Annotated in this window: 25 protein-coding genes; 13 read left to right on the forward strand and 12 right to left on the reverse strand. The window is 70.6% G+C overall.

The features are described from left to right. Nucleotides 1-178 precede the first annotated feature (178 nt). Both NO930_RS00870 and NO930_RS00875 read left to right on the forward strand, forming a co-directional pair. Nucleotides 179-1,465, forward strand: coding sequence for a hemolysin family protein (locus tag NO930_RS00870; protein ID WP_256402185.1), 1,287 nt, complete (start codon nucleotides 179-181; stop codon nucleotides 1,463-1,465). A 102-nt stretch (nucleotides 1,466-1,567) separates the two neighbouring features. Beyond that, nucleotides 1,568-2,398, forward strand: coding sequence for a hypothetical protein (locus tag NO930_RS00875; RefSeq protein WP_137784480.1), 831 nt, complete (start codon nucleotides 1,568-1,570; stop codon nucleotides 2,396-2,398). Here the strand turns inward: NO930_RS00875 and NO930_RS00880 are convergent. The 5 genes from NO930_RS00880 to NO930_RS00900 form a co-directional block, all read right to left on the reverse strand. Further along, nucleotides 2,382-3,875, reverse strand: a complete 1,494-nt coding sequence (locus NO930_RS00880; protein WP_256402186.1) for a HEAT repeat domain-containing protein — start codon at nucleotides 3,873-3,875, stop codon at nucleotides 2,382-2,384. The two genes, NO930_RS00875 and NO930_RS00880, sit on opposite strands and share 17 nt — an antisense overlap. Before the next feature lie 154 nt (nucleotides 3,876-4,029). Beyond that, the gene (gene thpR / locus NO930_RS00885) at nucleotides 4,030-4,626 is read right to left on the reverse strand and encodes an RNA 2',3'-cyclic phosphodiesterase (protein WP_256402799.1); all 597 of its coding nucleotides are present in this window, start codon (nucleotides 4,624-4,626) and stop codon (nucleotides 4,030-4,032) included. Nucleotides 4,627-4,741: 115 nt separating this feature from the next. Beyond that, the gene (locus NO930_RS00890) at nucleotides 4,742-4,948 is read right to left on the reverse strand and encodes a DUF8015 family protein (protein WP_137783796.1); all 207 of its coding nucleotides are present in this window, start codon (nucleotides 4,946-4,948) and stop codon (nucleotides 4,742-4,744) included. Next, a complete protein-coding gene (locus NO930_RS00895) occupies nucleotides 4,948-5,148 on the reverse strand; it encodes a hypothetical protein (RefSeq protein ID WP_137783795.1) in 201 nt (66 codons plus the stop codon). The genes NO930_RS00890 and NO930_RS00895 overlap by 1 nt, the downstream gene beginning before the upstream one ends. A gap of 46 nt (nucleotides 5,149-5,194) precedes the next feature. Further along, nucleotides 5,195-7,018, reverse strand: a complete 1,824-nt coding sequence (locus NO930_RS00900; RefSeq protein WP_256402187.1) for an excinuclease ABC subunit C — start codon at nucleotides 7,016-7,018, stop codon at nucleotides 5,195-5,197. Nucleotides 7,019-7,212: 194 nt separating this feature from the next. On the opposite strand from NO930_RS00900, the gene NO930_RS00905 reads away from it, so the two are divergent. Then, on the forward strand, nucleotides 7,213-8,838 hold the full coding sequence (locus NO930_RS00905) for a methyl-accepting chemotaxis protein (protein ID WP_256402188.1): 1,626 nt from the start codon (nucleotides 7,213-7,215) through the stop codon (nucleotides 8,836-8,838). A gap of 63 nt (nucleotides 8,839-8,901) precedes the next feature. On the opposite strand, the gene NO930_RS00910 is transcribed toward NO930_RS00905, so the two are convergent. Then, nucleotides 8,902-10,044 carry a mandelate racemase/muconate lactonizing enzyme family protein gene (locus NO930_RS00910; RefSeq protein WP_158298387.1) on the reverse strand — a complete coding sequence of 381 codons (1,143 nt, stop codon included), beginning with the start codon at nucleotides 10,042-10,044 and terminating at the stop codon, nucleotides 8,902-8,904. Nucleotides 10,045-10,243: 199 nt separating this feature from the next. On the opposite strand from NO930_RS00910, the gene NO930_RS00915 reads away from it, so the two are divergent. The 3 genes from NO930_RS00915 (at nucleotide 10,244) to NO930_RS00925 (ending at nucleotide 12,638) form a co-directional block, all read left to right on the forward strand. Beyond that, a complete protein-coding gene (locus tag NO930_RS00915) occupies nucleotides 10,244-11,704 on the forward strand; it encodes a cytochrome P450 (protein ID WP_256402189.1) in 1,461 nt (486 codons plus the stop codon). Beyond that, entirely contained in the window at nucleotides 11,701-11,874 is a 174-nt protein-coding gene (locus NO930_RS00920) for a hypothetical protein (RefSeq protein WP_256402190.1), read from the forward strand. Before NO930_RS00915 ends, NO930_RS00920 begins: the two co-directional genes overlap by 4 nt. A gap of 83 nt (nucleotides 11,875-11,957) precedes the next feature. Further along, nucleotides 11,958-12,638, forward strand: coding sequence for a molybdenum cofactor guanylyltransferase (locus NO930_RS00925; protein WP_137783154.1), 681 nt, complete (start codon nucleotides 11,958-11,960; stop codon nucleotides 12,636-12,638). Nucleotides 12,639-12,684: 46 nt separating this feature from the next. Here the strand turns inward: NO930_RS00925 and fdhF are convergent, their stop codons facing one another. After that, entirely contained in the window at nucleotides 12,685-14,826 is a 2,142-nt protein-coding gene (gene fdhF, locus NO930_RS00930; RefSeq protein ID WP_256402191.1) for a formate dehydrogenase subunit alpha, read from the reverse strand. 262 nt (nucleotides 14,827-15,088) lie between these two features. Between fdhF and NO930_RS00935 the strand changes: the two genes are divergently transcribed. Beyond that, nucleotides 15,089-16,258, forward strand: a complete 1,170-nt coding sequence (locus tag NO930_RS00935) for a glutathione-independent formaldehyde dehydrogenase (protein WP_137783156.1) — start codon at nucleotides 15,089-15,091, stop codon at nucleotides 16,256-16,258. Between the two features lie 60 nt (nucleotides 16,259-16,318). Here NO930_RS00935 and NO930_RS00940 read toward each other — a convergent pair whose 3' ends face one another. Then, on the reverse strand, nucleotides 16,319-16,486 hold the full coding sequence (locus tag NO930_RS00940; protein ID WP_199242187.1) for a hypothetical protein: 168 nt from the start codon (nucleotides 16,484-16,486) through the stop codon (nucleotides 16,319-16,321). Nucleotides 16,487-16,684: 198 nt separating this feature from the next. Between NO930_RS00940 and NO930_RS00945 the strand changes: the two genes are divergently transcribed. Beyond that, nucleotides 16,685-16,837: a hypothetical protein gene (locus NO930_RS00945; RefSeq protein ID WP_196219634.1), complete on the forward strand. Its 153-nt coding sequence runs from the start codon at nucleotides 16,685-16,687 to the stop codon at nucleotides 16,835-16,837. Here the strand turns inward: NO930_RS00945 and NO930_RS00950 are convergent. Further along, nucleotides 16,834-17,952 (reverse strand): CobW family GTP-binding protein, encoded by a 1,119-nt coding sequence (locus tag NO930_RS00950; RefSeq protein WP_256402192.1) that lies wholly within the window; start codon nucleotides 17,950-17,952, stop codon nucleotides 16,834-16,836. The genes NO930_RS00945 and NO930_RS00950 overlap by 4 nt on opposite strands. A 102-nt stretch (nucleotides 17,953-18,054) precedes the next feature. Here NO930_RS00950 and NO930_RS00955 point away from each other — a divergent pair, with 102 nt between their 5' ends. Further along, complete coding sequence (locus NO930_RS00955; protein ID WP_256402193.1) at nucleotides 18,055-18,720, forward strand: hypothetical protein; 666 nt, start codon at nucleotides 18,055-18,057, stop codon at nucleotides 18,718-18,720. A gap of 18 nt (nucleotides 18,721-18,738) precedes the next feature. Here the strand turns inward: NO930_RS00955 and yqeC are convergent, their stop codons facing one another. Next, nucleotides 18,739-19,503, reverse strand: coding sequence for a selenium cofactor biosynthesis protein YqeC (gene yqeC / locus NO930_RS00960; protein ID WP_256402194.1), 765 nt, complete (start codon nucleotides 19,501-19,503; stop codon nucleotides 18,739-18,741). A 113-nt stretch (nucleotides 19,504-19,616) separates the two neighbouring features. Between yqeC and NO930_RS00965 the strand changes: the two genes are divergently transcribed. Further along, on the forward strand, nucleotides 19,617-21,476 hold the full coding sequence (locus tag NO930_RS00965) for an aldehyde ferredoxin oxidoreductase family protein (protein ID WP_256402195.1): 1,860 nt from the start codon (nucleotides 19,617-19,619) through the stop codon (nucleotides 21,474-21,476). 12 nt (nucleotides 21,477-21,488) lie between these two features. Here NO930_RS00965 and NO930_RS00970 read toward each other — a convergent pair whose 3' ends face one another. Then, nucleotides 21,489-22,034, reverse strand: coding sequence for a 2'-5' RNA ligase family protein (locus tag NO930_RS00970; protein WP_256402196.1), 546 nt, complete (start codon nucleotides 22,032-22,034; stop codon nucleotides 21,489-21,491). Between the two features lie 3 nt (nucleotides 22,035-22,037). Beyond that, on the reverse strand, nucleotides 22,038-22,226 hold the full coding sequence (locus NO930_RS00975) for a DUF7554 family protein (protein ID WP_137784129.1): 189 nt from the start codon (nucleotides 22,224-22,226) through the stop codon (nucleotides 22,038-22,040). A gap of 89 nt (nucleotides 22,227-22,315) precedes the next feature. Here NO930_RS00975 and serB point away from each other — a divergent pair, with 89 nt between their 5' ends. From serB to NO930_RS00990, 3 genes are all read left to right on the forward strand, one after another. After that, entirely contained in the window at nucleotides 22,316-22,963 is a 648-nt protein-coding gene (serB, locus tag NO930_RS00980) for a phosphoserine phosphatase SerB (RefSeq protein ID WP_137784128.1), read from the forward strand. Nucleotides 22,964-23,055: 92 nt separating this feature from the next. Further along, a complete protein-coding gene (locus NO930_RS00985) occupies nucleotides 23,056-23,868 on the forward strand; it encodes a lycopene cyclase domain-containing protein (RefSeq protein ID WP_256402197.1) in 813 nt (270 codons plus the stop codon). Continuing rightward, complete coding sequence (locus tag NO930_RS00990; RefSeq protein WP_256402198.1) at nucleotides 23,865-24,923, forward strand: Brp/Blh family beta-carotene 15,15'-dioxygenase; 1,059 nt, start codon at nucleotides 23,865-23,867, stop codon at nucleotides 24,921-24,923. The genes NO930_RS00985 and NO930_RS00990 overlap by 4 nt, the downstream gene beginning before the upstream one ends. Nucleotides 24,924-24,929 lie beyond the last annotated feature (6 nt).

Consider the following 24,929-nt stretch of genomic DNA (forward strand, 5'->3'; position numbering starts at 1 on the left):
GTGGCCGTTCGTGGGTATCCCGCGGAGCGCGGTCGGCCGCGCGCTCGCGCCCCGACGACGCGGACTCGTGTCACGCCGGCGGGCGGACCGCGGATCCGGCCGGTGCTCGCGACGCTCGGCCGGCTCGTTCCGACGCGTGCGGCGGTACTGCCTTTTATACCCGGACACATGGCCCGGTATGGACTTCACTATCGCCCTCGCGGGCGTCGCCGCTATCGTCGTGCTGACGGCCGTAAGCGCCTTTTTCTCCAGTTCCGAACTCGCCGTCTTCTCCGTGGCGAGCCACCGCGTCGACTCGCTCGTCGCGGCGGGCGTTCCCGGATCGGAGTCGCTCGCCGCGCTGCGTGAGGACTCACACCGCTTCCTCGTCACCGCCCTCGTGAGCAACAACATCGCCAACATCGCGGCCGCGTCGGTCGCGACCGCGGTGTTCGTCCGGTTCGGGTTCTCCGCCGGCACCGCGGCGACCGGATCGACCGCCGTCACCTCCGTGTTCATCATCGTGTTCGGCGAGATCGCACCGAAGTCGTACGCGGTCGCACACGCGGAGCGACACGCGCTGCGCGTCTCGCGGCTCGTCCTCGCGATCCAGCGCGTCCTCCGTCCGGTTCTGTACCTGTTCGAGGCGCTCTCGGGCGTCGTCAATCGGTTCACTGGCGGAGAGTCGTCGATCGAGTCGTACCTCACCCGCGAGGAGATAGCGACGCTCGTCCTCTCCGGAGAGGCGGCGGGGGCGCTCGACGCGGACGAGAGCGCGATGATCCGCGGCGTCCTCGACCTGGAGTCGACCCGCGTGGCGTCGGTGATGGTCCCGCGCACGAACATGGTCGCGCTTCCGGCGACGGCGACCCCCGCGGACGTGCTCTCGACGGCCGCGAGCGAGGGCGTCACTCGGCTGCCGATCTACGGAGAGAACCGCGACGACGTGGTCGGCGTCGTCGACGTGCGCGACGCGATCCGCGCGACCGAGGCCGGCGACGACCTGGCGAGCGCCCTGCGGGACCCGACGTTCGTCCCGGAGACGCAGCCGCTCGACGAGCTGTTCGAGCGGATGCGAAGCGAGGGGTTCCGGCTCGCCGTCGTCGTCGACGAGTTCGGCGCGGTCGTCGGCCTCGTCACGCTCGAAGACGTGGTCGAGGAGGTGGTCGGCGAACTCGTCGGCCGGTGGGAGCACGACCACGTCGACGTGGTCGCGCCGGACGCGGCGGTGGTCCGCGGCTGGACGACCGTGGCGCACCTCAACGAGACGCTCGGGCTCTCGCTGCCGAGCGAGGGCGTCGAGACGGTCGCCGGGCTGATCACCCAGCGGCTCGGTCGCGTTCCGGCCGAGGGCGACCGCATCGAGATCGGTGCTTCCGCGCTCGTCGTTACGGACGCGACTGCGACGCGGGTCGCTCGCGTCCGCGTCGAACACGCGGGCGCTCCCGGAACCGACGGGGACACCGGCGAAGCGGGAGACGCGTAACCGACGGTCCGACGATTTCCCGTAACACAACATACATATCCGTCGGTCCGGTTCTCTCGGTACGCGCGTTCTCATGAAGGCTCGATGCGTCGGTGGTCACCGATGATGGCTCGTTGGAAGTGCGGCCACTGCGCGTTCCTCGCGTGGGCCGACGACCGCGACGCGATGCGTGAGGTCACCGGCTCGCACCTGCTGGCGCACGCCCCCGACGCCGTGACCCGCTCCGATTTCCGGACGAACTGGGACTGCCCGTACTGCGCCACGGCGAAGACGGCCTACGACGCCGACGGCGCGGTCGACGAGTTCAAAACGCACCTCCACGAGCACGTGGCCGACCGGATCGTCGACGGCGCGCACGTGGCCGACCGCTTCGACTGGAACGGGACCGTCCGGATCGACGCCCCCGTCGACAGCGACGGCGCAGACGCCCTCCGCGCCCACTTTCACGGCCACGCCGACCTGGTGATCGCGGTCACGCCCGACCCCGAGCGGTTCGTCAGGCTCCTCGACGACCGGCTCGACGCGTGGCCGCGCCGAACCGTCGTCGTCAGCACCGAGGAGTATCCGTTCGACGACGAGGACGAGATCGGCGTCGACGACGGCTCGATCGAGATGGTCGAGATCGACCCCCGACTCGGCCCGGACGAGCTTGGCGAGACCATCTCGCGGATCATCGACGTGAACCACGCCGCGGGCGACGTGCTCTCGCTCGAAGTCAGCGTGTTCCACGAGATCGTGTCGTCGTTCGACGTCCGGACCGCCTGCGCGTTCGTCCGGATGCTCTCGGCGCGGATCGGCGACTCAGGCGGCGCGCTCCAGCTGTACGTCGACGGCGACGCCGACCCGAACGTCTCGACGGTGATGAACTTCCTCGACGACGAGGTCGACTTGGGCATCACGCCCGCCGACGGCCGGTTTATTCGCCGCTCGTGAGGCCGGTCGCGTCCCGTCCGTCCGATCTTTCGGTCCCACTCTGCTTTCTCTCGTCCGCCTCAGACCGCGGGTCCCTCCCGTCCGTCCGGTCCGCGTGCCGTTCGGTGTAGTCCGCCGGCCACCGCACGTAGACGTACTCGATCGCCCGGTCGACCGCCGACGCGGCCGTCTGCCGCTTGATCCGCCGCAGAACGCGACGCGCGCGCCGCTTCGTGTCCGGTCGCGTCGCCGAGTCTTCCGACAGCTCTCGGAGCGCGCGCTCGGCGCTCGGCGTCGCGACCAGCGGCAGGTACGCGGCCGCGATGTCCGCCGTCTGCTCGTCGGGGTGGTCGAGGGCGTCGAGGAGCTGCGAGACCGCATGGGACGGATCGGACCCAGTCCCGTCTCCGTCCGCCTCCTCTCGGCCGCCGGTTCCGCCGTCCACGTCCGCCTCCCCGGCCGATCCGCTCTCGTCGCCGGCGCGTGCGGCCACGGCGAGTTCGCCGAGGAGCCACGCGGCGCACCGCTCCGTCTTCGCCGTGGCGCGGTCCGGCCGATCGCCCGTCACGATCGCCGCGAGGAGCCGCTCGACATCCGAACCCTCGCCGTCGGGCGTTCCCGTCGCGGTTCCATCCCCGCCGTCTCCGGTCGGAACGAGCCGCTCGCGGACCTCTCGGCCGCGGATCGCCTCTCCTTCGGCGACCAGCCGAACGACCGACACCGCCGCGGCGTACCGCACCGACGGGGAGGGGTCGTCGAGTGCGTCGAAGAGCACCGACGCCGCGTCGCGCCGGTCGATGCCGTGCAGTCGCTCGACGGCGAGCCGCCGCAGCGGCTCGCCCCCGACGTCGACGGCCGTCGCGAGGAGGTCGACGGCGTCGCCGGTTCCGACCGCGACCAGCGCGTCGACCGCGGCGCGCCGGACCAGCGTGTTCGACGTCCCCAACAGCCCTCTGATCGGCTCGACGGCCTCGCCGCCGAGGTCGGCGTAGGCGCGAACCGACCGAGCCCGGACCCGCGGGTCGCCGTCGTCGAACGCGTCCCGGACGACCGCGACGGACCGCTCCGTCCCGTACGACGCGAGTCCGGTCGCCCCGACCATTCGATACTCGCCGAACTCGCTCGTGAGCCACCGCGCGAACAGCTCCTCGGGCCCGCGCTCGCCCGAACTCTCTCGCTTTTCGATCTGGGTTGCGACCCGCCGTACCAGCTCGTCGAGGTAGCGGTCCCCGTGGAAGTACAGCGAGTCGATGGCGGCCGCGCGCACCGCCGCGTCGTCGTCGGTGAGGGCCACGCGGAGCAGCCGGTCGGCGATCGCTCGCTCGCTCGCCGCCATCGAACTCGACGGGTTACCGAGCGCCGCTGCGGCCTCCTTCCGCGTCGCCGCGTCGTTGCGCCCGTCGAGCAGCGCGAACGCCTCCGGCCGCGAGTCCGCTCCGCCCCGGTCGCCTCGTCCGTCTCGTCCGCTCTCACCGTCGCGGTCGTCGGACCCGCTCATCTCACCGCCCCTGCATCGCGCCGTCGGCCGCGGCTCGTCGCTCCACCCGCAGCGTCACCCCTTCCACCGGCACGCGATACGTCGTCCATCTGTCAGGCACTCACCGCGCGCCCGGATTAAACGTACCCCCGCGAGTATCAGCGGCGAGAACCGGTCACCCGAGCGCGAACGTCGCCACCGTCTCGTACTCGGGTCCGTCGGGCGTCAGCGTCGATTCCATCAGGCGGACCTCGTCGACGCCGAACCGGCCGAACTCGGGGTCCCGTTCGCGGACGACGCGCCGAACCAGCGCCTTTCCGCGGGCGTCGCTCATCCGGGCGAGGGTGACGTGCGGGGTGAACGCGTGGTCCGCGGGGTCGACGCCGAGCGCGGTGGACTCCGCTTCGAGCGCCTCGTGTAGCGCGGTCAGTTCCCGGGTTCCGTCGCCGATCCCCGCCCAGACGACGGAGACGTAGTCCATGTCGGGAAAGACCCCCAGTCCCGCGAGTTCGCACTCGAAGGGGTCGACGGGTCCGCCGTCGGTTTCGGCGGTTTCGACCGCCCGCTCGCCGGCCGCGATCACGTCGTCGACGGCGGGGTGATCGCCGTCGGAATCGGACTCGGCGTCGACCTCTCCGAGGAACTTCAGCGTCACGTGCGCCTGCGTCGGGTCGGTGATATTCAGTCCCTCAGCGTCGCCGAGGTCGGCCTGTGTCTCCGCGATCGGGTCGGCGAGGGCGTCGGGGAGGTCGACGGCGAAGAACGCGCGCATGGCGGCCGGCGGTTGGGTTCGCGATCGGAAGACGCCGTCGGCGGCGTCTACCCCCCCCGGCGCGGTCGGCACGAGCCGACCGGGGGCGGAGACGCGCGAACGGTCCCGCGGTCCGTCAGCGGTCGTGTGGCGGATGTACGAAGAGTCCGTCTACGACCGGGAGGCTCGCCGCGAGGGCCGCGGTGGCGACGGCGGTGGTCCACCCGTCGAACGCCAGCGCGGCCACGGCGTACCCGCCGGCGAAAAACAGGGGAACGAGCGCGAGCTGTAGGTCCGCGCGCTCGGGAGCGTCCGGCGCGTCGAGCGCGGTCGAACCACTCATCAGTCCATGTACCCCAAATCGCGGAGCTTCTGTGCGATCTGGCGGGCCTCCGTCTCGGAGACCGTCTCGTCCGCCTCCATCTCGCGGACGACGACGTGTTTCACGAACTCCTTGACGGAACCGAACGGCTCGTCTTCGATGTACGCCTCGACGTCCGCGACGAACTCCTTGCGCAGCGAGATGGTGGTGTAGTCGCTCATTGCCGAGGCGATGACACGCCGCCGTGAAAAGTCTAATTACATCTAATTACAGCTTCGTCCGGAGCGTCTCCGCGGTCGCGTCGCCGACGCCGTCGACGTCGGTGAGGTCCTCGCGGGAAGCCTCGCGGACGCTCTCGACGGAGCCGAACCGCCGCAGGAGCCGGCGGCGCGTCTCGGGGCCGACGCCGGGCACGTCGTCGAGGACGGTCTTCACCTCGTCGCGGACGGTTTGGTGGTACTGGACGGCGAAGCGGTGCGCCTCGTCGCGCACGCGCTGGAGGAGGTGGAGTTCGGGCGCGTCCTCTGGCCATCGCTCGGTCCCAGCCGGCGTCACGACCAGCTCCTCGGACTTCGCTAGGGCGACGACCGGCACGTCCCATCCCGTCTCCGCGAGCGCGTCGCGCGCCGCGCCCAGCTGTCCCTCGCCGCCGTCGATCAGGAGGCAGTCGGGGTCGGGCCGGTCGTCCGCGCCGTCGAGTGCGCGCTCGGCGCGCCAGCGGACCAGCTCGCGCATGTTCGCGTAGTCGTCGTTGCGCTCGGTGAGCTTCTTGCGGCGGTAGTCGGCCGTCTCGGCGCTCCCGTCGACGAAACAGACGTCGGAGCCGACCACGGCGGTCCCCTGCGCGTGGCTCACGTCGAACCCCTCGATCCGAGCCGGTCGCTCGACGCCCAGCCGGTCGCCGAGCGCTCCCACGGGGTCGTCGCGGCCGCCGCGCTTGCGGGCGTTCTTGAGCGCGAGTTCGACGAGCTTCGCCTCCCGACCCGCGCCCGGAACCCGCACGGAGACGCCCTCCGCCTCCAACCAGTCGACCACGTCGGGGTCCGACGGGCGCTCGGCCGAGTAGATCGCGTCCGGGAACTCGCGCTCGGCGTAATACTGCGTGAGAAACGCCGACAGCACCGTCGCGGGGGTGTTGGCGTCGGCGTCTCCGATCTTCGTATCGCCGTCGTCCCCCCCGTCGCCGTCGTCGACTCTCTCGCCGTCGGCTCTCCCATCGCCGTCGTCACCGCCGACCGCCGCGTCGAGCCGGTGTCGGCTCCGATCGACGAGCTGTCCCCGCTCGCTGTGGAGCCGGGCCACCCGGGCCGTGTCGCCCTCGACGACGGCCGCGAGCACGTCGACGGTCCGGTCGTCCCCGCGGTCGCTCACGGCCTCGCCGCCCTCGCCGTGGAACGCCTCTACCGCCTCTAGGCGGTCTCGAAGGTTCGCGGCGCGCTCGAACTCGGCGCTCTCCGCGGCGGCCTCCATCCGCCGCCGCAGGGGGTCCGCGAGCGCGCCCGTTTCCCCCTCGAAAAAGCGCTTTGCGGCGGCGACGTCCTCGGCGTAGCTCGCGGGGTCGATCTCGCCGGTGCAGGGGGCAGAACAGATCCCCATCTCGTAGTCGAGGCAGGGGCGGTCGCGGTTCGCGTACTTGTGGTCCGAACAGCCGCGGAGCCCGTACACGTCCCGAACCGCCTTCACGACCGTCTCGACGCGCCCCTTGTCGGTGAACGGCCCGTACGCGACCGCGCCCTCCTCCGGGTCCCGGGTCACCTCGATCCGCGGGACGGAGTGCTCGGAGAAGGCGACGAGCGGGTACGACTTGTCGTCTTTCAGCCGGACGTTGTACCGCGGGCTGAGGCGCTTGATGAGGTTCGCCTCCAAGAGCAGCGCCTGCGTCTCGGTGTCCGTGACGGCGAACTCGATCTCGTCCGCCCGCTCTACCATCCCGCGGATCCGCCCCGAGCGCGGGTCGGTGTACGACCGGACCCGGTCCCGGAGGTCGACGGCCTTCCCGACGTACAGGGTGGTGTCGCCGCGCCGGAACTGATACACCCCGGGCTCGGTCGGGAGCGCCCCGGCCCGTTCGCGGACGGCGTCGGCGTCCATCTCTCGCACGCGGATAGTCGTCGAACGCGCTTGAACGCTGCGGGGCCGCGGCGAGTGTCGACCGCGCTCCTCCTCGCATCGCCTCGCGCCGACCGCGCCCGCGGCGCACCCGCTCGCCCCGCGCCCGCTAGTTATCAGCCGTGAGTCTCGGAGACGACCGTTTATATAGGTCGTCTGGCGACCCCCACACAGATATGAGGAGACTTCGAGGGCTGCTCCGGCGGGCGCTCGGATACGACCGGGACTCGCGGTCGGTCCCGGACGGCGGTATCGTCGTGGACGACGCCGACCGATCGGCCCCCGCGGACGCCGACCGACCGGCCGCCGACGTCGGCGGGGACGAAACTGGTTCTCACGAGGTGCGGGAGGAAGACGGCGTCAACCGCGCGGGAACGCTCGCGGGGGCCGGCTTCGAGCAGGTGTTCAACGCGACGAGCGTGCCGACCTTCATCTTGGACTGTCAGGGCAACGTCGCCGAGTGGAACGAGGCGATCGTCTCGCTTACCGGGTCCGAGCGCGAGGACGCGATCGGTCACAGTCACGTCTCCGAACTGTTCTATCCCGACGGCCGTCGGGCCGACACCCTCGCCGACAAGGTACTCGACGCCCCGGAGAACGCCGACGAGGTGTACGGCGTCGAGCGCTGCGACTCCGCCCGCAACCGCTACCGCGACACCAGCACGATGGTCGACCGCCACGGCGACGAGAAACACATCGAGTTCACGGCCACCGTGCTGTACGGCGACGACGACGAGGTCGTCGGCGTCACCGAGGTCGTCATCGACCGGACCGACGACGTGAAAGACCGCGAGGCGACGAGCCGGCTGGTCACCGAGATCCGCCAGACTGCGGAGACGATCGGCGACGGGAACCTCGACGCTCGCGCGGAGCGAAAAGCGGAGTTCGACCGGCTCGACGACGAGCTGCTCCGCGTCGTCGACGTCGTCAACGGCATGGCCGCGAACCTCGAAGACCTCTCGAACGGCGTCCACGAGCAGGCGCGCGAGATCGACGCGACCGTCGAGGAGGCGAGCGCGGCGGCAGACGAGATCGCGGAGAACGTCGACGAACAGAACGAGCTGTTAGAAGAGAGCGTCTCGGAGATGCAGTCCTTCTCGGCGGGGATGGAGGAGGTCGCCGCGACCGCGGACCAGGTCGACTCCGCGGCCGTCGCGGCCAGCGAGGCGGCGGACGAGGGGCTCGACGCCAGCGAGGACGCTCGCGCGGCGACCGAAGACGTCGTGGAGATCGGTGACGAGCTGGTCGAGAGCGTCGGCGCGCTCTCCGAGCGGATGGACGACATCGAGGAGGTGATCGAGGTGATATCGGACGTGGCCGAGCAGACGAACCTGCTCGCGTTGAACGCCAACATCGAGGCCGCGCGCGCCGGCGAGGACGGCAACGGTTTCGCGGTCGTCGCAGAGGAGGTGAAAAAGCTCGCCGACGAGACCCGCGGTTACACCGAGGACATAACCCAGAGTCTCGATCAGTTACAGGCGCAGTCGGAGGAGACGAGCACCGCGGTCGAGCGCTCGCACGAGCGGATCGACGACGCCGGCGAGGAGATCGAGACGGTCCTCGACGCGCTCGAAGAGATAGCCGACGCCGTCGACGAGGCCGCCGCGGGCGTCGCGGAGGTCGCCCGTACCACCGACGATCAGGCCGCCACGGTCGAGGAGCTCACCTCGTCGCTCGAGGCGGTCCGCGAGCGCTCCGACCGCACCGAGGAGGCGACCGACCGCATCGTGGCCGCGACCGACGAACAGGAGGCCGCCGTCGACGAACTCATCACGCGCGTCGAGCGGCTCGACGCGAACTGATCGCGGCCGTCGAATCGCGGCGGCGTCGCGAGACCGTCCGCTCCGGCTTCCCGCCCGAACCAGTCAGTCCATCCGGAACGAATCGAGCACGTCCGGATCTATCTCGACGCCGATCCCCGGCGAGTCCGGTATCGCAACCGAGTTCCCGTCGTTCGTTATCGGGTCGACCGCGAGGTCTTCCCGAATCGGGTTCGGCGTGCGGTCGAACTCGAGCATCGGTTCCCCGGGAACCGTCGCGAGCACTTGCAGACTCGCGCCGAGCGCGATAGCGCTCCCGAAGACGTGCGGAACGCACTGGACGTTGTACGCGTCCGAAAGCGTGGCGACCCGCCGGGTCGAGGTCAGTCCGCCCGCACTCGTCACGTCCGGCTGGGTTATCCCGACGCCCTTCGCGTCTAGTACGCGGGCGAACTCGTGTTCGAACGCCCAGCACTCGCCGCCCGCCAGCGGGACGTCGAGCTCGCCGTTGAGAGACTCGTAGTTGTCGACCGCGTGGGGGCGAACGGGTTCTTCGAACCAGTAGACGCCGAGGTCAGCGAGCCGTTCTCCCACTCGTCGGGCCGTCGCGACGTCGTACGCGTGGTTCGCATCGGTCATCAGGCGGATGTCGTCACCGACGGCCTCTCGGATGGCACGGACGAGTTCGACGTCCTCCTTCCATCCCCACGGGAAGTCGGGATGGCGCTGGAATCCGATCTTGTTCTTGAGCGCGTCGAACCCCGCGTCGACGTGTCCCTTCGCCTCGTCGACGATGCGACCTTTCAGCGTCTCGAAATCGTCGGTATCGGTCCAGAAGTGTCCCGTCGCGTACGCGCGGACGCGATCGCGGCGTCGCCCGCCGAGCAGTTCGGAAACGGGAACTCCCAGCGACTTCCCGTACGCGTCCCAGAGCGCGATGTCGACCCCGCTCACGACGCTCGCCGGCGTGTAAGAGTGATACGAGGCGGTCAGTTTGAACACGAGGTCGTCGTGGATCTGCTCGACATTCCGAACGTCTCTGCCCTCGATCCACGGCGTGACGTACTCCTCGATTATCTCGCGGTTGCCGGCGACCGGTCCCCAACACTCTCCCCAGCCGGTGATCCCCTCCTCGGTTTCGACTTTGATGAGACAGTACTGACGGCTGGAGATCCACTTCTGTGCGATCGCGATTCGCTCGTCCAGCTCGCGGCGAAGCGGGATCGCTTCGATGCTTTCGATTCGCATGACACTCATGTGCAAACACCGTCTATTTAAAAACCGCTATCGCGTCCGCAGACGGGGCATCGCCATCACCGCAAGACCCCGATCGCCCGCAACTCGGCACGGAGTCCTCCTCCGTCTGAGGGGCGAGACGTTACGTTTCGGGGTTCCCGTGATTCCGCCGCCGCCGAACGTTTAACCCCGACGAGCCCCCAGAACTCGTATGTCCGTTACGCCGCCCGGACCCATCGGCGACCCCCTCTTCGGCAACGGCCGGCAGTACGCCGACGACCCCTTCGGATTCATGCGCGCCTGCGCCGACAGCTACGGCGACGTGATCCGGTTCGATCTGGGCCCCCGCGAGACGTATCTGCTCGCGAACCCCGCCGATGTCGAGCGCGTCCTCGTCGCCGACGCGGAGCGGTACCGCAAGCCGCAGTTCGGCGACGGGGCGATGGACCGACTGCTCGGACAGGGGCTCCTCATGAGCGAGGGCGACACGTGGCGTCGCCAGCGCGACCTCGCGAACCCGGCGTTCCACAACAGCCGGATCGCCGCGCTGTCGGGGACGATGGTCGAGCACACGCGGGATCACATCGCCGACTGGACTCCCGGCGAGACCGTCGACGTGCAACTGGAGTTGGCCCGGCTCACGGTACGGATCATCGTCTCTGCGATGTTCGGAGCCGACATTAGCGACGAGGAGGTCAAAACGGTCCAAGAGGAGCTTGAGCCGCTCGGTGCCCGGTTCGAGCCCGATCCGCGGCGGTTCCTCATCCCGAACTGGGTGCCGACCCGCGAGAACCGCGAGTTCGACGCGGCCGTCGACACCCTCGAATCGGTGATCGACGGCATCGTCGAGCGCCGTCTCGGGACCGAGCGCGACCCCGCCGCCGATCCGGCCGGCCCCGAGGGCGTCGCGGTTCCCGGTCCGGCGGGCGATTCCGACGGCGACCTGCCCATGGACCTCCTCTCCGTCCTGCTCCGCGCTCGCGACCGCGGCGAGCAGACGGACGAGAACCTCCGCGACGAACTGGTCACCATGCTGCTCGCCGGCCACGACACGACCGCGCTCACGCTCACGTACACCTTCTATCTCCTCTCGAACCACCCCGACGCCCGCGAGCGGGTCGAAACGGAGGCGGAGGCCGCGACCGGTGGGGGTCGCGCAGCGGACGACGCGGCCGCCGGTGGGGGTCGCGCAGCGGACGACGCGGCCGCCGGTGGCACCCCCCCGACCGCGGCCGACGCCCGCGAGATGACGTACACGGACCGCGTGCTCAACGAGGCCATGCGCCTGTATCCTCCCGTCTACACCCTGTTCCGCGAGCCGAAGCTCGACGTGAAACTGGGGGGATACCGGATCCCGGAAGGATCGGCGCTCATGCTCCCGCAGTGGGTGATCCACCGGTCGCCGCGGTGGTACGACGACCCCGAGACGTTCGACCCCGGCCGGTGGTCCCCCGAGCGCCGGAGCGAGCGCCCCCGGTTCGCGTACTTCCCGTTCGGCGGCGGGCCGCGTCACTGCATCGGCAAGTCGTTCTCGCTTCTGGAGGCCAAGCTGATCCTCGCCGAAGTGTGCTCCACGTACGAGCTCGACTACGAGGGCCCCGATCTGTCGCTCCGCGGGTCGCTGACGATGCACCCCGACCACCCGGTTCCGATGCGGATCCGCGAGCGGTGAGCGGGCCCTACTGCCGCCGCTGCGGCGAGCCGCTCCGCCGGGGGGCGATCGCCGCCGAGCAGCGCGCCTGCTGTCTCAACGCGACTCCGTTCGCGGGCGTCTGTCCGACTCACGGACCGGTCGGCCCGCACCACGCCGTCGACGACCCGAACGTCGCAGACGCGGAGTAGCCGGCGACCCGCCGCCGGCGCTCTCGCCCGCGTCGCCCGCGTCGACCGCAACGCCGAAGACCGTCGCCGCCGACGGCCCTTTCGTGACCAGCGGAGCCATTCTCGCGGGCGGCCGCTCGACCCGGTTCGGCGACGCCGACAAGGCGGTCGCGGAACTCGCGGGCGTCCCGCTGATCCGTCGCGTGGCCGACCGGCTCGCGGGCGCGAGCGAGCCGATCCCCCCGGGCGCGGCTCGCGCCGCCGGCGGCGACCCGGTCGTCGACGACCTCGTCGTCAACTGTCGGGACGATCAGCGGGAGGCGATCGCGGCCGCGCTGGACGGGGTCTCACTTCCCGTCCGCTGGGCGATAGACGAGGAGCCCGAGCTCGGTCCGACCGCGGGGATCCGGAACGCCTGCCGGACGGCTCCGGGCACCTACGCCGTCGTCGTCGCCTGCGACATGCCGTTCGTCGACCCCGCGTTCGTCGCGACGCTCGTCGAGGACGCCGCGGGCCACGACGCCGCGGTGCCCCGGCTCGACGATCGGTGGCTCCAGACCACACAGGCGGTCTACCGGACGGCCCCGATGGCGGCCGCCTGTGACCGCGCGCTCGCCCGCGGCGACCGGAAGGTACTGGCGGCGCTCGACGAACTTGACCGAGCGGTCGTCGACGACGCGGCGATCCGCGCTCGGACGACGCCGCGCACGTTCACCAACGTCAACACCCGCGAGGACCTCGCCGACGCCGCGGCGGTCGTCGAGCGCGCGCTCGACGACCGGTGAGAAGACGGACGGTGACCGGACGCCGCCTCGTCGCCCGCCGACTCGGTCAGTCGTCCGCGGACGCCGCCTCGTCGCCCGCCGACTCGATGGAGACGTCGATCTCGGCGGCAGCGGCCTTGTACTCCGGAATCTTCGCGCGCTCGTCGAGCACGTCGTTGGTGAGGCGGTTCGCGGAGGCGGCCGCGAAGTGCGGCGTCGTCCAGACGACCCCCTCCTTGATGTCCTCGGTGACGTCGGCGCGGACGCGGATCTCTCCGCGTCGCGATCTGAGCGTCACGTAGTCGCCGTCGTCGATACCGTATCGCTCGGCGTCGTTCGGGTGGACGTCGACGAAGTTCTCCGGGTGCTGTCGCGAGAGCGTCGGCGAACGTCGGCTCATCGTTCCGGTGTTGTAGTGCTCTTCGAGCCGGGCGGTGGTCAACACGAGCGGGTACTCCTCGTCGGGCGTCTCCTTCGGCTCTTGATGGACGACCCCCTCGATGCGGCCGAGGCCGTCGTCCGTCTCGAATTCGTCTTCATAGAGGTACGAGTCGCCCTCGTCGCCCTCCTCGTAGCAGGGCCAGTGGATCCCCGTCTCGCCGAGCGCGTCGTAGGTCATCCCGTGCATGATCGGACACACCTCTCGGAGCTCCTCGAACACCGCCTCCGGCCCGTCGAAGTCGAACTCGTCGCCTCCGAAGAGCCGCGTCCCGACCTCACAGAGGATGTCGAGGTCGTGCCGCGTGTTCTCGTGGACCTTGTGGACACCGCGCATGCGCTGGACGCGGCGGTCGGTGTTGGTGACGGTCCCGTCGCGCTCGGCCCACGTCGTCGCCGGGAGGACGACGTCCGCGAGCTCGGCGGTCTCGGTCATGAAGATGTCTTGGACCACCATGAAGTCGAGCTCCTCGCGGAACCGACGCTCGGTCCGGTTGCCGTCGGGCTCGCTCATGATCGGGTTCTCGCCCATGACGTAGAGGCCGTGGACGGTGTCCCCGATCGCGTGGGAGATCTCGACGTTCGTGAGCCCGGGCTCGTCGGGGACCTCGAAGCCCCACACCTCCTCGACCGACTCGCGGGCCTCGTCGTCGTCGACGAGCTGGTAGCCGGGGAGGACGTTCGGCATCGCGCCCACGTCACAGGTCCCCTGCACGTTGTTCTGTCCGCGGAGCGGGTTGACGCCGGTGCCGGGCCGGCCGAGATTGCCCGTGATGAGCGCGAGGTTGATCTCGTTTTGGACGTTGTCGACGCCGCAGGTGTGCTGGCTCATCCCCATCCCGGTGAAGATGGCGGCGTTGTTCGCCATCGCGTACTTCTCGGCGGCGAGTTCGATGTCTTCGAGCGGGACGCCCGCCTCCTCGGCGGCCGCCTCCTTGTCGAAGTCGGCGAGCGTCTCCTTGAGGTGCTCGAACCCCTCGGTGCGCTCCGCGACGAACTCCTCGTCGATCCAGCCCGCGTCCGGCTCTTCCTCGTGGCGCTCCAGTATCGTCTTGAGGACGACGTTCAACAGCGGGATGTCGCTCCCGGGGTTCAACTGCAGGTGCATGTGGCGGTCGGTCTCGCCGATCTCGAACGACCGCGTCGTCTTGTTCGCGTGCGGGTCGACCTGGATGACCGTCGCACCCTCCAAGACGGCCTGCCGGAAGTACTGGCTGTTGGCTATCGGGTGCTGCTCGCCGGGGTTCGCGCCCTGGATCCACAACACGTCGGCCGCCTCTTCGAGGTCGGCCATGCTGTTCGTCATCGCGCCCATCCCGAGGCTGGTCCGCAGCGCCCAGACGGTCGAGGCGTGACACATCCGGGTACAGTTGTCGACCTGATTGGTGCCGTACCGCCGCGCCAGCTTCTGGATGAGGTAGTTCTCCTCGTTGAACGTCTTCGAGGAGCCGAAAAAGCCCATCCCGTCGGGACCGTGCTCCTCGCGAATCCCCTCCATCTCGTCGACGACCCGTCCGAGCGCCTCGTCCCACGTCGCCTCTCGGAACTCGCCGTCTTCTTTGATCAGCGGCTCCGTGAGACGGTCCTCGTGGTCGACGACCTGCGTCGCCGCGCCGCCCTTGATGCAGACGCTCCCCTCGTTGACCGGGGCGTCGCCCCACGGCATGAACCGCATCTCGCCCGGCTCGTCGCCTTCGAGCACCTGAATCCCGCAGCCGACGCCGCAGTACGGACAGATCGTCTTTACCCCGTCGTCCGGTCCGCTAGCCATCTGCCTCACCCTCCCTGTGTGCGCTCATGTAACATGATCTATCGTCCTGCTCAATGAGTGTGTCGATGGCCCGCGTCAACTGGATAGTGCGGCGGTCTCAGCGTGTCTCCACACGCCACGACCGGTAGTCGCGTTCGGCACGCGACACACGGTGTCGTGCTTCATGAGTCATGTTATTACATTTCAATATTATATTATTAACCATATACATAACGGAAAAACATTTACTACTATTTGCTAACATGGTACATTCGGAACCAGTATGAAAGCAGTAGTGTATCAGGGGCCGTACGACGTAGACGTAGAAGAGGTAGAGGAACCGGAGATCGAACACCCGAACGACGTGGTCGTCGACATCACCACCTCTTGTATCTGTGGCTCCGACCTCCACATGTACGAGGGCCGGACCGCGGCCGAAGAGGGGATCGTCTTCGGTCACGAGAACATGGGGATCGTGAGCGAGGTCGGCGAGGCGGTCTCGACGCTGGAGGAGGGCGACCGCGTCGTGATGCCGTTCAACGTCTCCTGCGGATTCTGTCAGAACTGCGAGGAGGGGTTCACCGGGTTCTGTACCAACGTCAACCCCGGCTTCGCCGGCGGCGCGTACGGCTACGTCGCCATGGGACCGTACCCGGGCGGACAGGCCGAGAAACTGCGCGTCCCGTACGCCGACCACAACGCGCTGAAGCTGCCGGAGGGGCGCGAACACGAGGACGCGTTCTCGCTTCTCGCGGACATCTTCCCGACGGGCTGGCACGGCACCGAACTGGCCGACCTCCAGCCCGGCGAGTCCGTCGCGATCTTCGGCGCGGGCCCGGTCGGGCTGATGGCCGCCTACAGCGCGAAGATCAAGGGCGCGGCCGAGATCTACGTCGTAGACCAGGTCCCGAGCCGACTGGAACTGGCCGAGGAGCACTGTGACGCCCACGCGATCGACTTCTCCGAGGGCGACCCGGTCGACCAGATCATCGAGAAACACGGCGGGATGGTCGACAAGGGCGTCGACGCGGTCGGCTACCAGGCGACCGACCCCGACGACGTCGACGAGGACACGGAGGACTACTCCTACCAGCCGGCCAAGGAGAATCCGGCGGTCGTGCTCAACAACCTGATCCGGGTCGTCCGACCGACGGGCCAGCTCGGCGTTCCGGGACTGTACGTCCCCGAGGACCCCGGCGCGCCGGACGACATGGCCGCGCAGGGGCGGCTCGGCATCGACTTCGGGAAGTTCTTCGAGAAGGGACTCAAGTGCGGGACCGGCCAGTGTAACGTGAAGGAGTACAACCGGTACCTGCGCGACATGATCATCGAGGGCCGCGCGGACCCGTCCTGGGTCGTCTCTCACCGGGTGGACCTCGAAGAGGCCCCCGAGATGTACGAGGCGTTCGACGCCCGCGAGGAGGGCGTCACGAAGGTCCTGTTGGAGCCCTGAGCAAACTCGACGCCGACACCACCCGACAAGTTCGCTTTTTTTGCTCGTCCGCGACCCGTCTCACGCCCGGAGCCACGCCTTCGGGTGGTCCGTCCGGAGGTGGGTCTGGTACTCCCGGACGAGCGCCGGGTACGAGTCGGCCACGCAGTGCCAGTCGCACAGCTCACACTCTCGTTCGACGCCGTCGTCGTCGTCCCGAACGTGTCCGCCGCGTCTGTACGTTGGCATGGGTTGGTCCGTCGACGCGGGGGCTCCCGTGTCTGTGGTACGTACGCACTCACCACGGTTCAGGCTGTCGACGGTGTCGCGCGGGCGCACTCAGATGCGTCGCACCCTCTTCGCTCGCCGGCCTCGCGCCCCGCGTGCGAACTCGCGCCGTCCCCTTTCGCCGAAACGGGTATGTCACCGGGGCGCGTGGGTCCGGGCATGTGTCAGTACTGTAACTGGGCCTTCCACGACGGGTGGGGGGAGCTGTTGAAGTACGACGAGACCTACCAGTCGGCGATAGAGACGGAGACGGAGTCGACCCACGGGTTTCACGACGAGTGGGACGACCTGCGGAGCGAATTGGGTATCTAAATCGGGAACACCGCGCCGGGGTCCGCGGTCGGCTCCCCCTCTTCGGCCACCAGTCCGTTCAGTTCCTCGCGAATCCCCGCCTCGTCGAGGTCTTCGCCGATGAACACGAGCCGCGTCCGGCGGTCGTCGTCCGGTCCCCACTCGCCTATCGGTCCCGCCTGCACCGACGGCCCCGCCTGACTCACGCCGACGACCTCGTCGGTGCCCGCGACGCGGACCACGCCCTTCGCCCGGACGATCGACCCGTCCCAGTCGTCGAGCCACGCCGCGAGCGCCTCGGGGTCGAGCGGGTCCGAAGAGCGGTAGACGAACGAGCCGACCCCGTGTGCGGCGGCCGCGCCCTCAACGTGGTCGTGGTGGTGATCGTGGTGCGCGTGATCGCCTCCCGACTCCTCCTCTGCGATCGCGCGCTTCCAGCCGGCCGACCGCTTCGCCGTCTCGAAGTCGAACCGTCCGGTGTCGAGCACGTCGTCGGGGTCGACCGCGGAGTAGGTGGTCCGGATCCGTTCGGCTCTGGGACCCAATCGCTCTGCGACCGACTCGATCCGGTCGAGCACGTCGTCGGGCACCATGTCGGTCTTGTTCACGAGGAGCACGTCGCAGAACTCGATCCCCTCGACGAGCACGTCCGCGAGCGGGCGGTCCGTCTCCGGCTGCGCGCCGCCCGGCAGCGCCTCGCCCGCGTCGAACTCCTTCCAGAAGCCGTAGGCGTCGAGGACGGTGACCATCGTGTCCAGTCGGAACCGCTCTCGGGGGTCGACGTCGCTGTCCTCGGTCCCCTCGGTGAACGCCCGCGCGATCGGTACCGGCTCCGAGATGCCCGAGGACTCCACGAGGAGGTAATCGAACTCCCGCGACTCGGCGAGCGCCGCCGCCTCCGAGAGGAGGTCGTCCTGCAGCCGACAGCAGATGCAGCCGTTCGAGAGGTCGACGACCCCCTCCTCGTCGTTCTCGCGGGCGATCAGGTCGGCGTCGACGTTCACCTCGCCCATGTCGTTCAGGATGACGGCGATCCGACGGTCGCCGGGGTTCGACAGCAGGTGGTTGACGAGCGTCGTCTTGCCCGCACCGAGATAGCCGCTGAGGACGGTCACCGGGATCCGGTCGTCTGTCATATGTGCTAGCAGTGACCACGGAGGTATCAAACGATCGATCACGACGGTCCGGGGCGCGACCGAGACGAACGTTCATAGGCGAAACTGCCGTACTGGCTGCCGATGGAGCTGAGCGAGCCCGCCGTTCGCGACCGTGCCGGCGAGTACGCGGACTCAGAGCCGCTGTACGACGTGGAGCGTCAGCACGTCGAGACGGTGGCGAGGACGTTCGCCGGCGACGAGTACGGCCGACGCGACGCACAGTGGATAGTCCGGTGGTACTTCCGACGGTACCTCGGCGACTATCCGGACGGCGACCGACGCGAGCGGGAGGAAGCGTTCCGTGACAACGACTTCGGCGACGTGGTCGACGCGCTCGACGCCGCGATCGAAGCGATACGGGCGACGGACGGGGACGCGCTGGGCGGGGACGAGACGGCGGACGAGAGCATTGCCGCCCTCTCGGGCGACCGCGACGTCGACGCCGCCCTCTCGGCGCTCGCGGCGCTCGACGGGGTCGACGTCGCGGTCGCGTCCGGATTCCTCCAGTTCCTCGCGCCCGAACGGTTCGTCGCGGTCGACCGCCGGACGTGGCGCGTGCTCGCCGCCGCCGGCGAGCTCGACGGGCCCTACCCGGACCCGCCGTCGGTCGCGGACTACCGGCGGTTCGACGCCGCCTGCCGGTCGGTGATGGAGCGCACCGGGGTCGACGCGTGGACGCTGTATCGGGCGCTCTGGCGGTCGTTCTCGGTGCTGTCCGACGACTCTACGGCTCCCGAAGACGCGTGAGGTTGCCGCCCGAGTCACCTACTCGACCACCTCGACGACCGGGTCGTCCGCGGCGTCGCCCGCCTCGACGAGTCGAGTGAGAAGGACCCGTGGGACGTCGGCGCGGTCGAGGACCTCCTCGGCGATCTCGCGGGCCGCGGCCGCGTCCGCCCCGTCGTCCACCTTGTTTATCATCGGAATCGCCGTCGCGCCGTCGGAGACGCGCTTCAGCCCGCCGTCGGGGCTCGCGAGCACGGCCGCGACGTCCGCGGGACGGACCGGCTCGCCGAGCGCGCGTCCCGTGATCGCGGCGACGCGCTCCGGCCGGTGAACCGACTTGTCGGCGAGCGGTTCGCCGACGACGTGCGCGCTCGCGATCGGGACGATCACGTCCGCGGTCGCCGGGACCTGCGGTTCCCTGTCGCCGGGCGCTTTGAACTCGCGGAGGCGCGCCCCGTCGGCCTTGACGAGGGTCGCGCCGGGTGCAGCGTCGGCGACGTCGGAGACGGTCTCCGCGTCGTACCCCAGATAGCGGTCCGCGCGGTCGCGGTCGGGGACCAGTCCGAGCGGCCAGTCGTCCGCGCCCGCCGCGTCGATCGCGGCGAGCGGATCGTCCGTCACTCGGACGGTCGCGACCCGGTCGTCGAAGATCGGGATCCGGACGCTGGCGGTCACCACCGGGCGGTCGAGTCGGTCGGCGAGCGCGAACAGCGTCGACTTCTTGCCGCCCGCGCCGACGACGCAGACCGTGGCGTCGCGGGCGTCGAGCGCGGTCGTCAACTCCGTGGCGTCGGCGTCGCTCATGAAGACGCCTTCGGCTCCCCCGCGCCTCACTCTGACGGTCGGGTCGCTCTTCGCCGCGGACGACGCGTCGACGGCGAACAGATTGATACGTCTCCGCCGCGCAGACCGCTTGGATGAGTCGCACTCGCACGCACGTCCTCCGGGTCGATCTCTCGACCGGCGAGACCGCCCGCGAGTGCGTCCCGCGGGAGTGGCGGCGCGACTACGTGGGCGGGAAGGGCCTCGGCGCGCGATACCTCTACGAGGAGCTGTCGCCCGGGACCGACCCGACTGGACCGGAGAACCTGCTCGCGTTCCTCGGAGGGCCCCTCTCCGGGTACCTGCCCGGCGAGACGCGATACGCCGCGGTGACGAAGTCTCCGCTCACCGGCGGCTTCCTCGACTCGTACGGCGGCGGCGCGTTCGCCGCTCGGCTCGCGGGCTCGCTCGACGACTGCCTCGGGCTCCTCGTGACCGGCGCGGCCGACCGCCCGGTCCGGATCGAACTGGCCGGCGGCCGCGCCCGGGTCGCGGACGCCGAGGCGTGGGGCGCGGACACGGCCGAGACGGCCGCCGCCTTCCCGGACGCGGCGGTCGCCTGCGTCGGCCCGGCGGGCGAGCGCGAGGCGGCGTACGCGACGATAGCCAGCGACGGCGGCGACCACCACGCCGGTCGCGGCGGCGCGGGCGCGGTGATGGGGTCGAAGCGGCTGAAGGCGGTCGTCGCCCGCGACCCGCCTCCCGCCGTTCCGGACGCCCTCGCCGCCCTCCGCGACCGAGACGCCGCGGCCTACGCTCGGGAGGGGACCGGCGAGTGGCAGGCGGCCGGGGAGACGATAGAGACGGTCGATTACGCGAACGAGGTCGGCCTCCTCGCGGCGGAGGGATGGACGGCGACCGGCTTCGCGGGCACCGACGACATCGGCGTCGAGGCGGCGGCAGAGCGCGCGACCGGCCGCGAGCGAGAGAGCGACCGCGTCCCGGGCGGCTTCCGGATCGACACGCCGGACGGCGAGGTCGTTCCCCGCGGCGCGGCGCCGATCTCGCTCGGTGCCGGTCTCGGCATCGACGACTTCGACCGCGTCGCCGAGCTCTGCGGCGTCTGCGACCGGCTCGGCCTCGACGTGATCGACGCGGGCAACGCGGCCGCGTGGGCGATCCGAGCCGACGACGCCGGCGTCGTCGATTGCCCGGTCGAGTTCGGCGACGCGCGCGGCGTTCGACGGCTACTGGAGGCGATCGCGGCCCGCTCGGACCCTGCCGACCTCGACACGACGCCGGGGCTCGCCGACGCGCTCGCAGACGGGGTCGACGCCGCGGCGGCGCGGTTCGGCGGCGAGGCGCTCACGCCGACGGTGAAGTCGATGGCGCTGCCCGGGTTCGACCCTCGAGCGGCGGTCGGCGTCGCGCTCGCGTACGCGACGAGCGACCGCGGCGCGTGCCACAGACGCTCGCGGCCCCAGGACCGCGAGCCGTTCGCCGCCGACGGGCGCGGGCCGCACGACCGGGTTCGGCCCGTGATCGGCGAGCAGAACGCTCGATCGGTGCTGTGGAGCCTCGTCGTCGACGACTTCGTCGGCGAGGCGGCTTGGACCGACCTCGGTGCGGAGTGGCTCGCGGCGCTCGACCACCCGGCGGTCGCCGGCGCTTGTCCCGCGGCGGGCGGCGGCGACGCGCCGGACCGGGTGCAGAATCTCGCGGCGACGGGCGAGCGGATATGGACGCTGACGCGCCTGTTCAACGCCCGCGAGGGGTTCGACCGGACGGACGACGCGCTCCCCGCTCCGCTCCGGACGGAGGCGGCCGACGGCACCGCCGGGATCGATCCCGAGTCGTTCGACCGGCTGCTCGACCGGTACTACGCCGCCCGCGGGTGGGGACCGACCGGCCTCCCGACCGCGGCGACCGTCGACCGGCTGGGACTGGCCGGCGTCGTCGACGACGCGACGCCGCTCGACGACCGCCGGATCGACCTCCCGTCGCGGGGCGGGTGACGGCGGGCCGGGTCACACCTCGACGGTCGCGGCGACCTCGCGGGCCGCGGGGTCCCACACGTCGAGCGCGTGGACCCGCCACCGGACGGGGTCGACCTCGCCCGCGACGAGGTCGGCGACGACGCCCGCCTCGGGGTTCCCGCCGCGCGCCAGCGTCACGTGCGGGACGTAGTCGTCGCCCTCGATCCCCTCGACCGCGCCGAAGGCGGCACAGAGCCGCCGGTGGAGTCGGACGAGTCCGTCGCTCTCGATCGCGAGATACACCACCGGGCCGGAGCCGGCGGCGGGCGAATCGAAGACGCCGATCCCCGTCGCGGCGACGCCGAACGGCGAGGTTCGGGCGAGCGGTCGCCGCAGCCGCTCGCGGAGCCGGTCGAGCGCGACCGTGCGGGGCGGGGCGTCGGTCTCATCGCCGTCTCCACTCACGTCGTTCACCCCGAATCGCTTGCAGACGAGCGTGTGGCGGTCGCGGACCCGATCGAACCCCGTGAGTTTCGGGTGGAGATCCCTCGCGAGCCGCGGTATCGCAGGGGGAACCGGGACGTTGAGGCTGAACACGCCTCAGAGCCGATCGGTGAGCCGTAAGGCGATGAGGACGATGATTGCGACGGCGAGGAGCATCGGGAGCGCGTCCAACAGCGCGAACGTCAGATCCAACACGACCCCGAGGATCTCCAGGAGAAGCCACACGATCACGAGCCCCAAGATCACCTTCAGGAGATCGTCGACGTCGACGTCTGCGCGGTCCATACCGGAAGCGAACGCGTCCGCCGCGGAAAATCCCATCGGCGCGTCGCGGATCACGCGGTTACAAAAGTCTCCCCCGCCGACGGTCGGTCATGAGTCTCATCGCGTTCGACTTCGACGGCACGCTCTCCGACTCCGAGATGACGGTCCTTCTGGCCGAGCGCGCGGGCGTCGCCGGCGAGGTCGCCGAGATCACGGAGCGGGCGATGAACGACGAACTGAGCTACGCCGAGAGCCTGTATCAGCGCGCGGAGCTTCTCGGCGGGCTCGACGCCGAGGAGGTCGAGGCCGCCTTCGGCGAGGTGACGCTCCGGCCCGGCGCGGGCGAGCTGATCGAGCGGCTGCAGGCCGACGGCCACCACGTCGCGGTTCTCACGGGCGGGTTCGAGCGCGGGGTCGAGCGCGCGCTGGCGGCGGCGGGCGTCGAGGCCGATACGATCGTCGCGAACCGGCTGCCGATGTCCGGCGGGCGGCTCACCGGCGACGCAGAGGGACCGCTCATCGAGGGGACGAAAGACGACGCGCTCGCCGCGCTGGCCGACGACCTCGGCTACCCGATGGACGCGACCGTCGCGGTCGGCGACGGCGCGAACGACCTCCCGATGCTCGAAGTCGCGGGCCTCGCGGTCGGCTTCGTCCCCAAGGAGGCGGTCCGCCCAGCGTGCGACACCGTGGTCGAGGCGATGGTCGAACTCGGGGACGTGCTCGAAGAGCGCGGCGTGCTTTCCGCGTCGGACTGAGACGCCAGATCCGCCGGAGATAATTTGGGCGGGGGGCTTAACAGCGTCCCGTCCGAATTCCGACGCATGGTCGGTCCGATCGAGGTGGCGCGGTGACCCCGGCGCTGACGTACCTCCAGTTCCACCTCGTCTTCAGCCTCCCGCTGCTCGCGGTCCTGTGGCGCGTCGCGCCACGGTACACCGGGGCTCGTCGCCGCCGGGCCGCCGGCGGGATCGCGGTGCTCGTCACCATCGCGTACGCGTACACGACGCCGTGGATCAGTCACATGATCGGCCGCGGCGCGTGGTCGTACGCCGACGGCGCGGTGCTCGTCCGAGCGCTGTCGATCCCGCTCGGCGAGTACCTCTTCTTCGCGATCCAGACGGTCGCCGTCGCGCTCGCGTGCCACCGGATCGGCTTCGATCCCGCGTTCCGCGACGGCGACTTCGCTCGGCTCCCCCGCGCCGCCGGGGTCGCGGTCGGACTCGCGCTCGTTCCCGTCGGGATCGGGCTCGTCGCGGTCGGTAACCGGTTCCTCTACCTCGGCGGCCTGCTCGCGTGGGTCGGGCCGGTGGTCGCGCTTCAGTGGGGCGTCGGCGGCGGCTACCTCGCCCGCACGTCCCGCGTCTGGGTTCCGGCGACGCTGCTGCCCGCGGCGTACTTCTGGGTCGCGGACCGGATCGCGATCGGGGTGGGGACGTGGCGCATCTCCTCGGAGTTCACGACCGGCGTCGCCCTCTTCGGACTCCCGATAGAGGAGATGGCCTTCTTCGTCGCGGCCGGGCTGATGACGGTCAACGGGATCGTGTTGTTCGAGTGGGCGCTCGACTGGCGCGACCGCCGGAGAGCCGTCGACGACGCTCCCGCGGTCGAGGCCGCGGACCCGGCGCCCGCTCCGGTGCCCGAGCCGGTCGACGACGGATGACGGCCCGCGTCCGGTCCCGCGTCGACCGCTGGTTCGCTCGGCGTCCCGCGCTCGCGCTCGCGGCGCTGCTCCCGGTCGGGGCGGTGACCCCCTTCCTTCCGGTCGAGGTCGGCGTCGCCGCGTTCGCGCTCGGCACGCTCGTGGTCGGGATGGCACACGGCGCTATCGACCACCTCGTTCCGCTGCGCGCCGCGGGCGTCTCGGCTCGCCGGTCGTTCGCGGCCGTCGGCGGCGTCTACGCGGTCCTCGGCGGCGCGGTCGTCGTCGGATTCGCGCTCGCTCCCGCGGCCGCGTTCGTCGGGTTCGTCGCGCTCACGTGGCTCCACTGGGGACAGGGCGACGTCGCGACGCTCGCGCTCGCGGGCGTCGACCACCTCCCGACGACGGGCGAACGGGGGCTCGCCGCGGTCGTTCGCGGCGGACTGCCGATGGCCGTCCCCCTGCTCGCGCACCCGGACGAGTACCGGCTCGTCGCCGAGTGGACCGTCGGGCTGTTCCTCGCGGAGTCGGCCGCGTCGGCCGCCGTCGACCCGATTTTCTCCCCCGCCGTGCGAACCGCCACCGCCGGGGTCATGATCGGGGCGACGCTCGCGTCGACCGGCGCGGGCTACGTCCGCGTCCGCGCGGGGGCCGACCGCCGCGGCTGGCTCCGCGACGCGGCCGAGGTCGCTCTCCTGTGGGCGTGGTTCCTGCTCGCCGCGCCGGTGTTCGCGATCGGCGTCTACTTCGCGCTGTGGCACTCGCTCCGGCACGTCGGCCGGCTCGTCCTGTTGGATCCTACGGCCGCGAGCGCGGTCGAGGCCGGCGACCTGCGCGGCGCGCTCTCCCGGTTCGCGCGCGACGCCGCACCGCTCACGCTCGGCGGGTTCCTCGTGGTGGCAGCCGTCGGGCTGGCAGTGCCGCGGGGCCCGGCCCCGGCCGCCGGTGCGGTCGCACCCGGCGACGCGCTCGCGGTGTCGCTCGTCGCCATCGCGGCGCTGACACTTCCCCACGTCGCGGTCGTCGCGTGGCTCGACCGCCGACAGGGCGTGTGGCGCTCGGGACCGTTCGGGTGACTCCGA

The sequence above is a fragment of the Halorubrum salinum genome (assembly GCF_024494575.1).
Lineage (GTDB): Archaea > Halobacteriota > Halobacteria > Halobacteriales > Haloferacaceae > Halorubrum > Halorubrum salinum.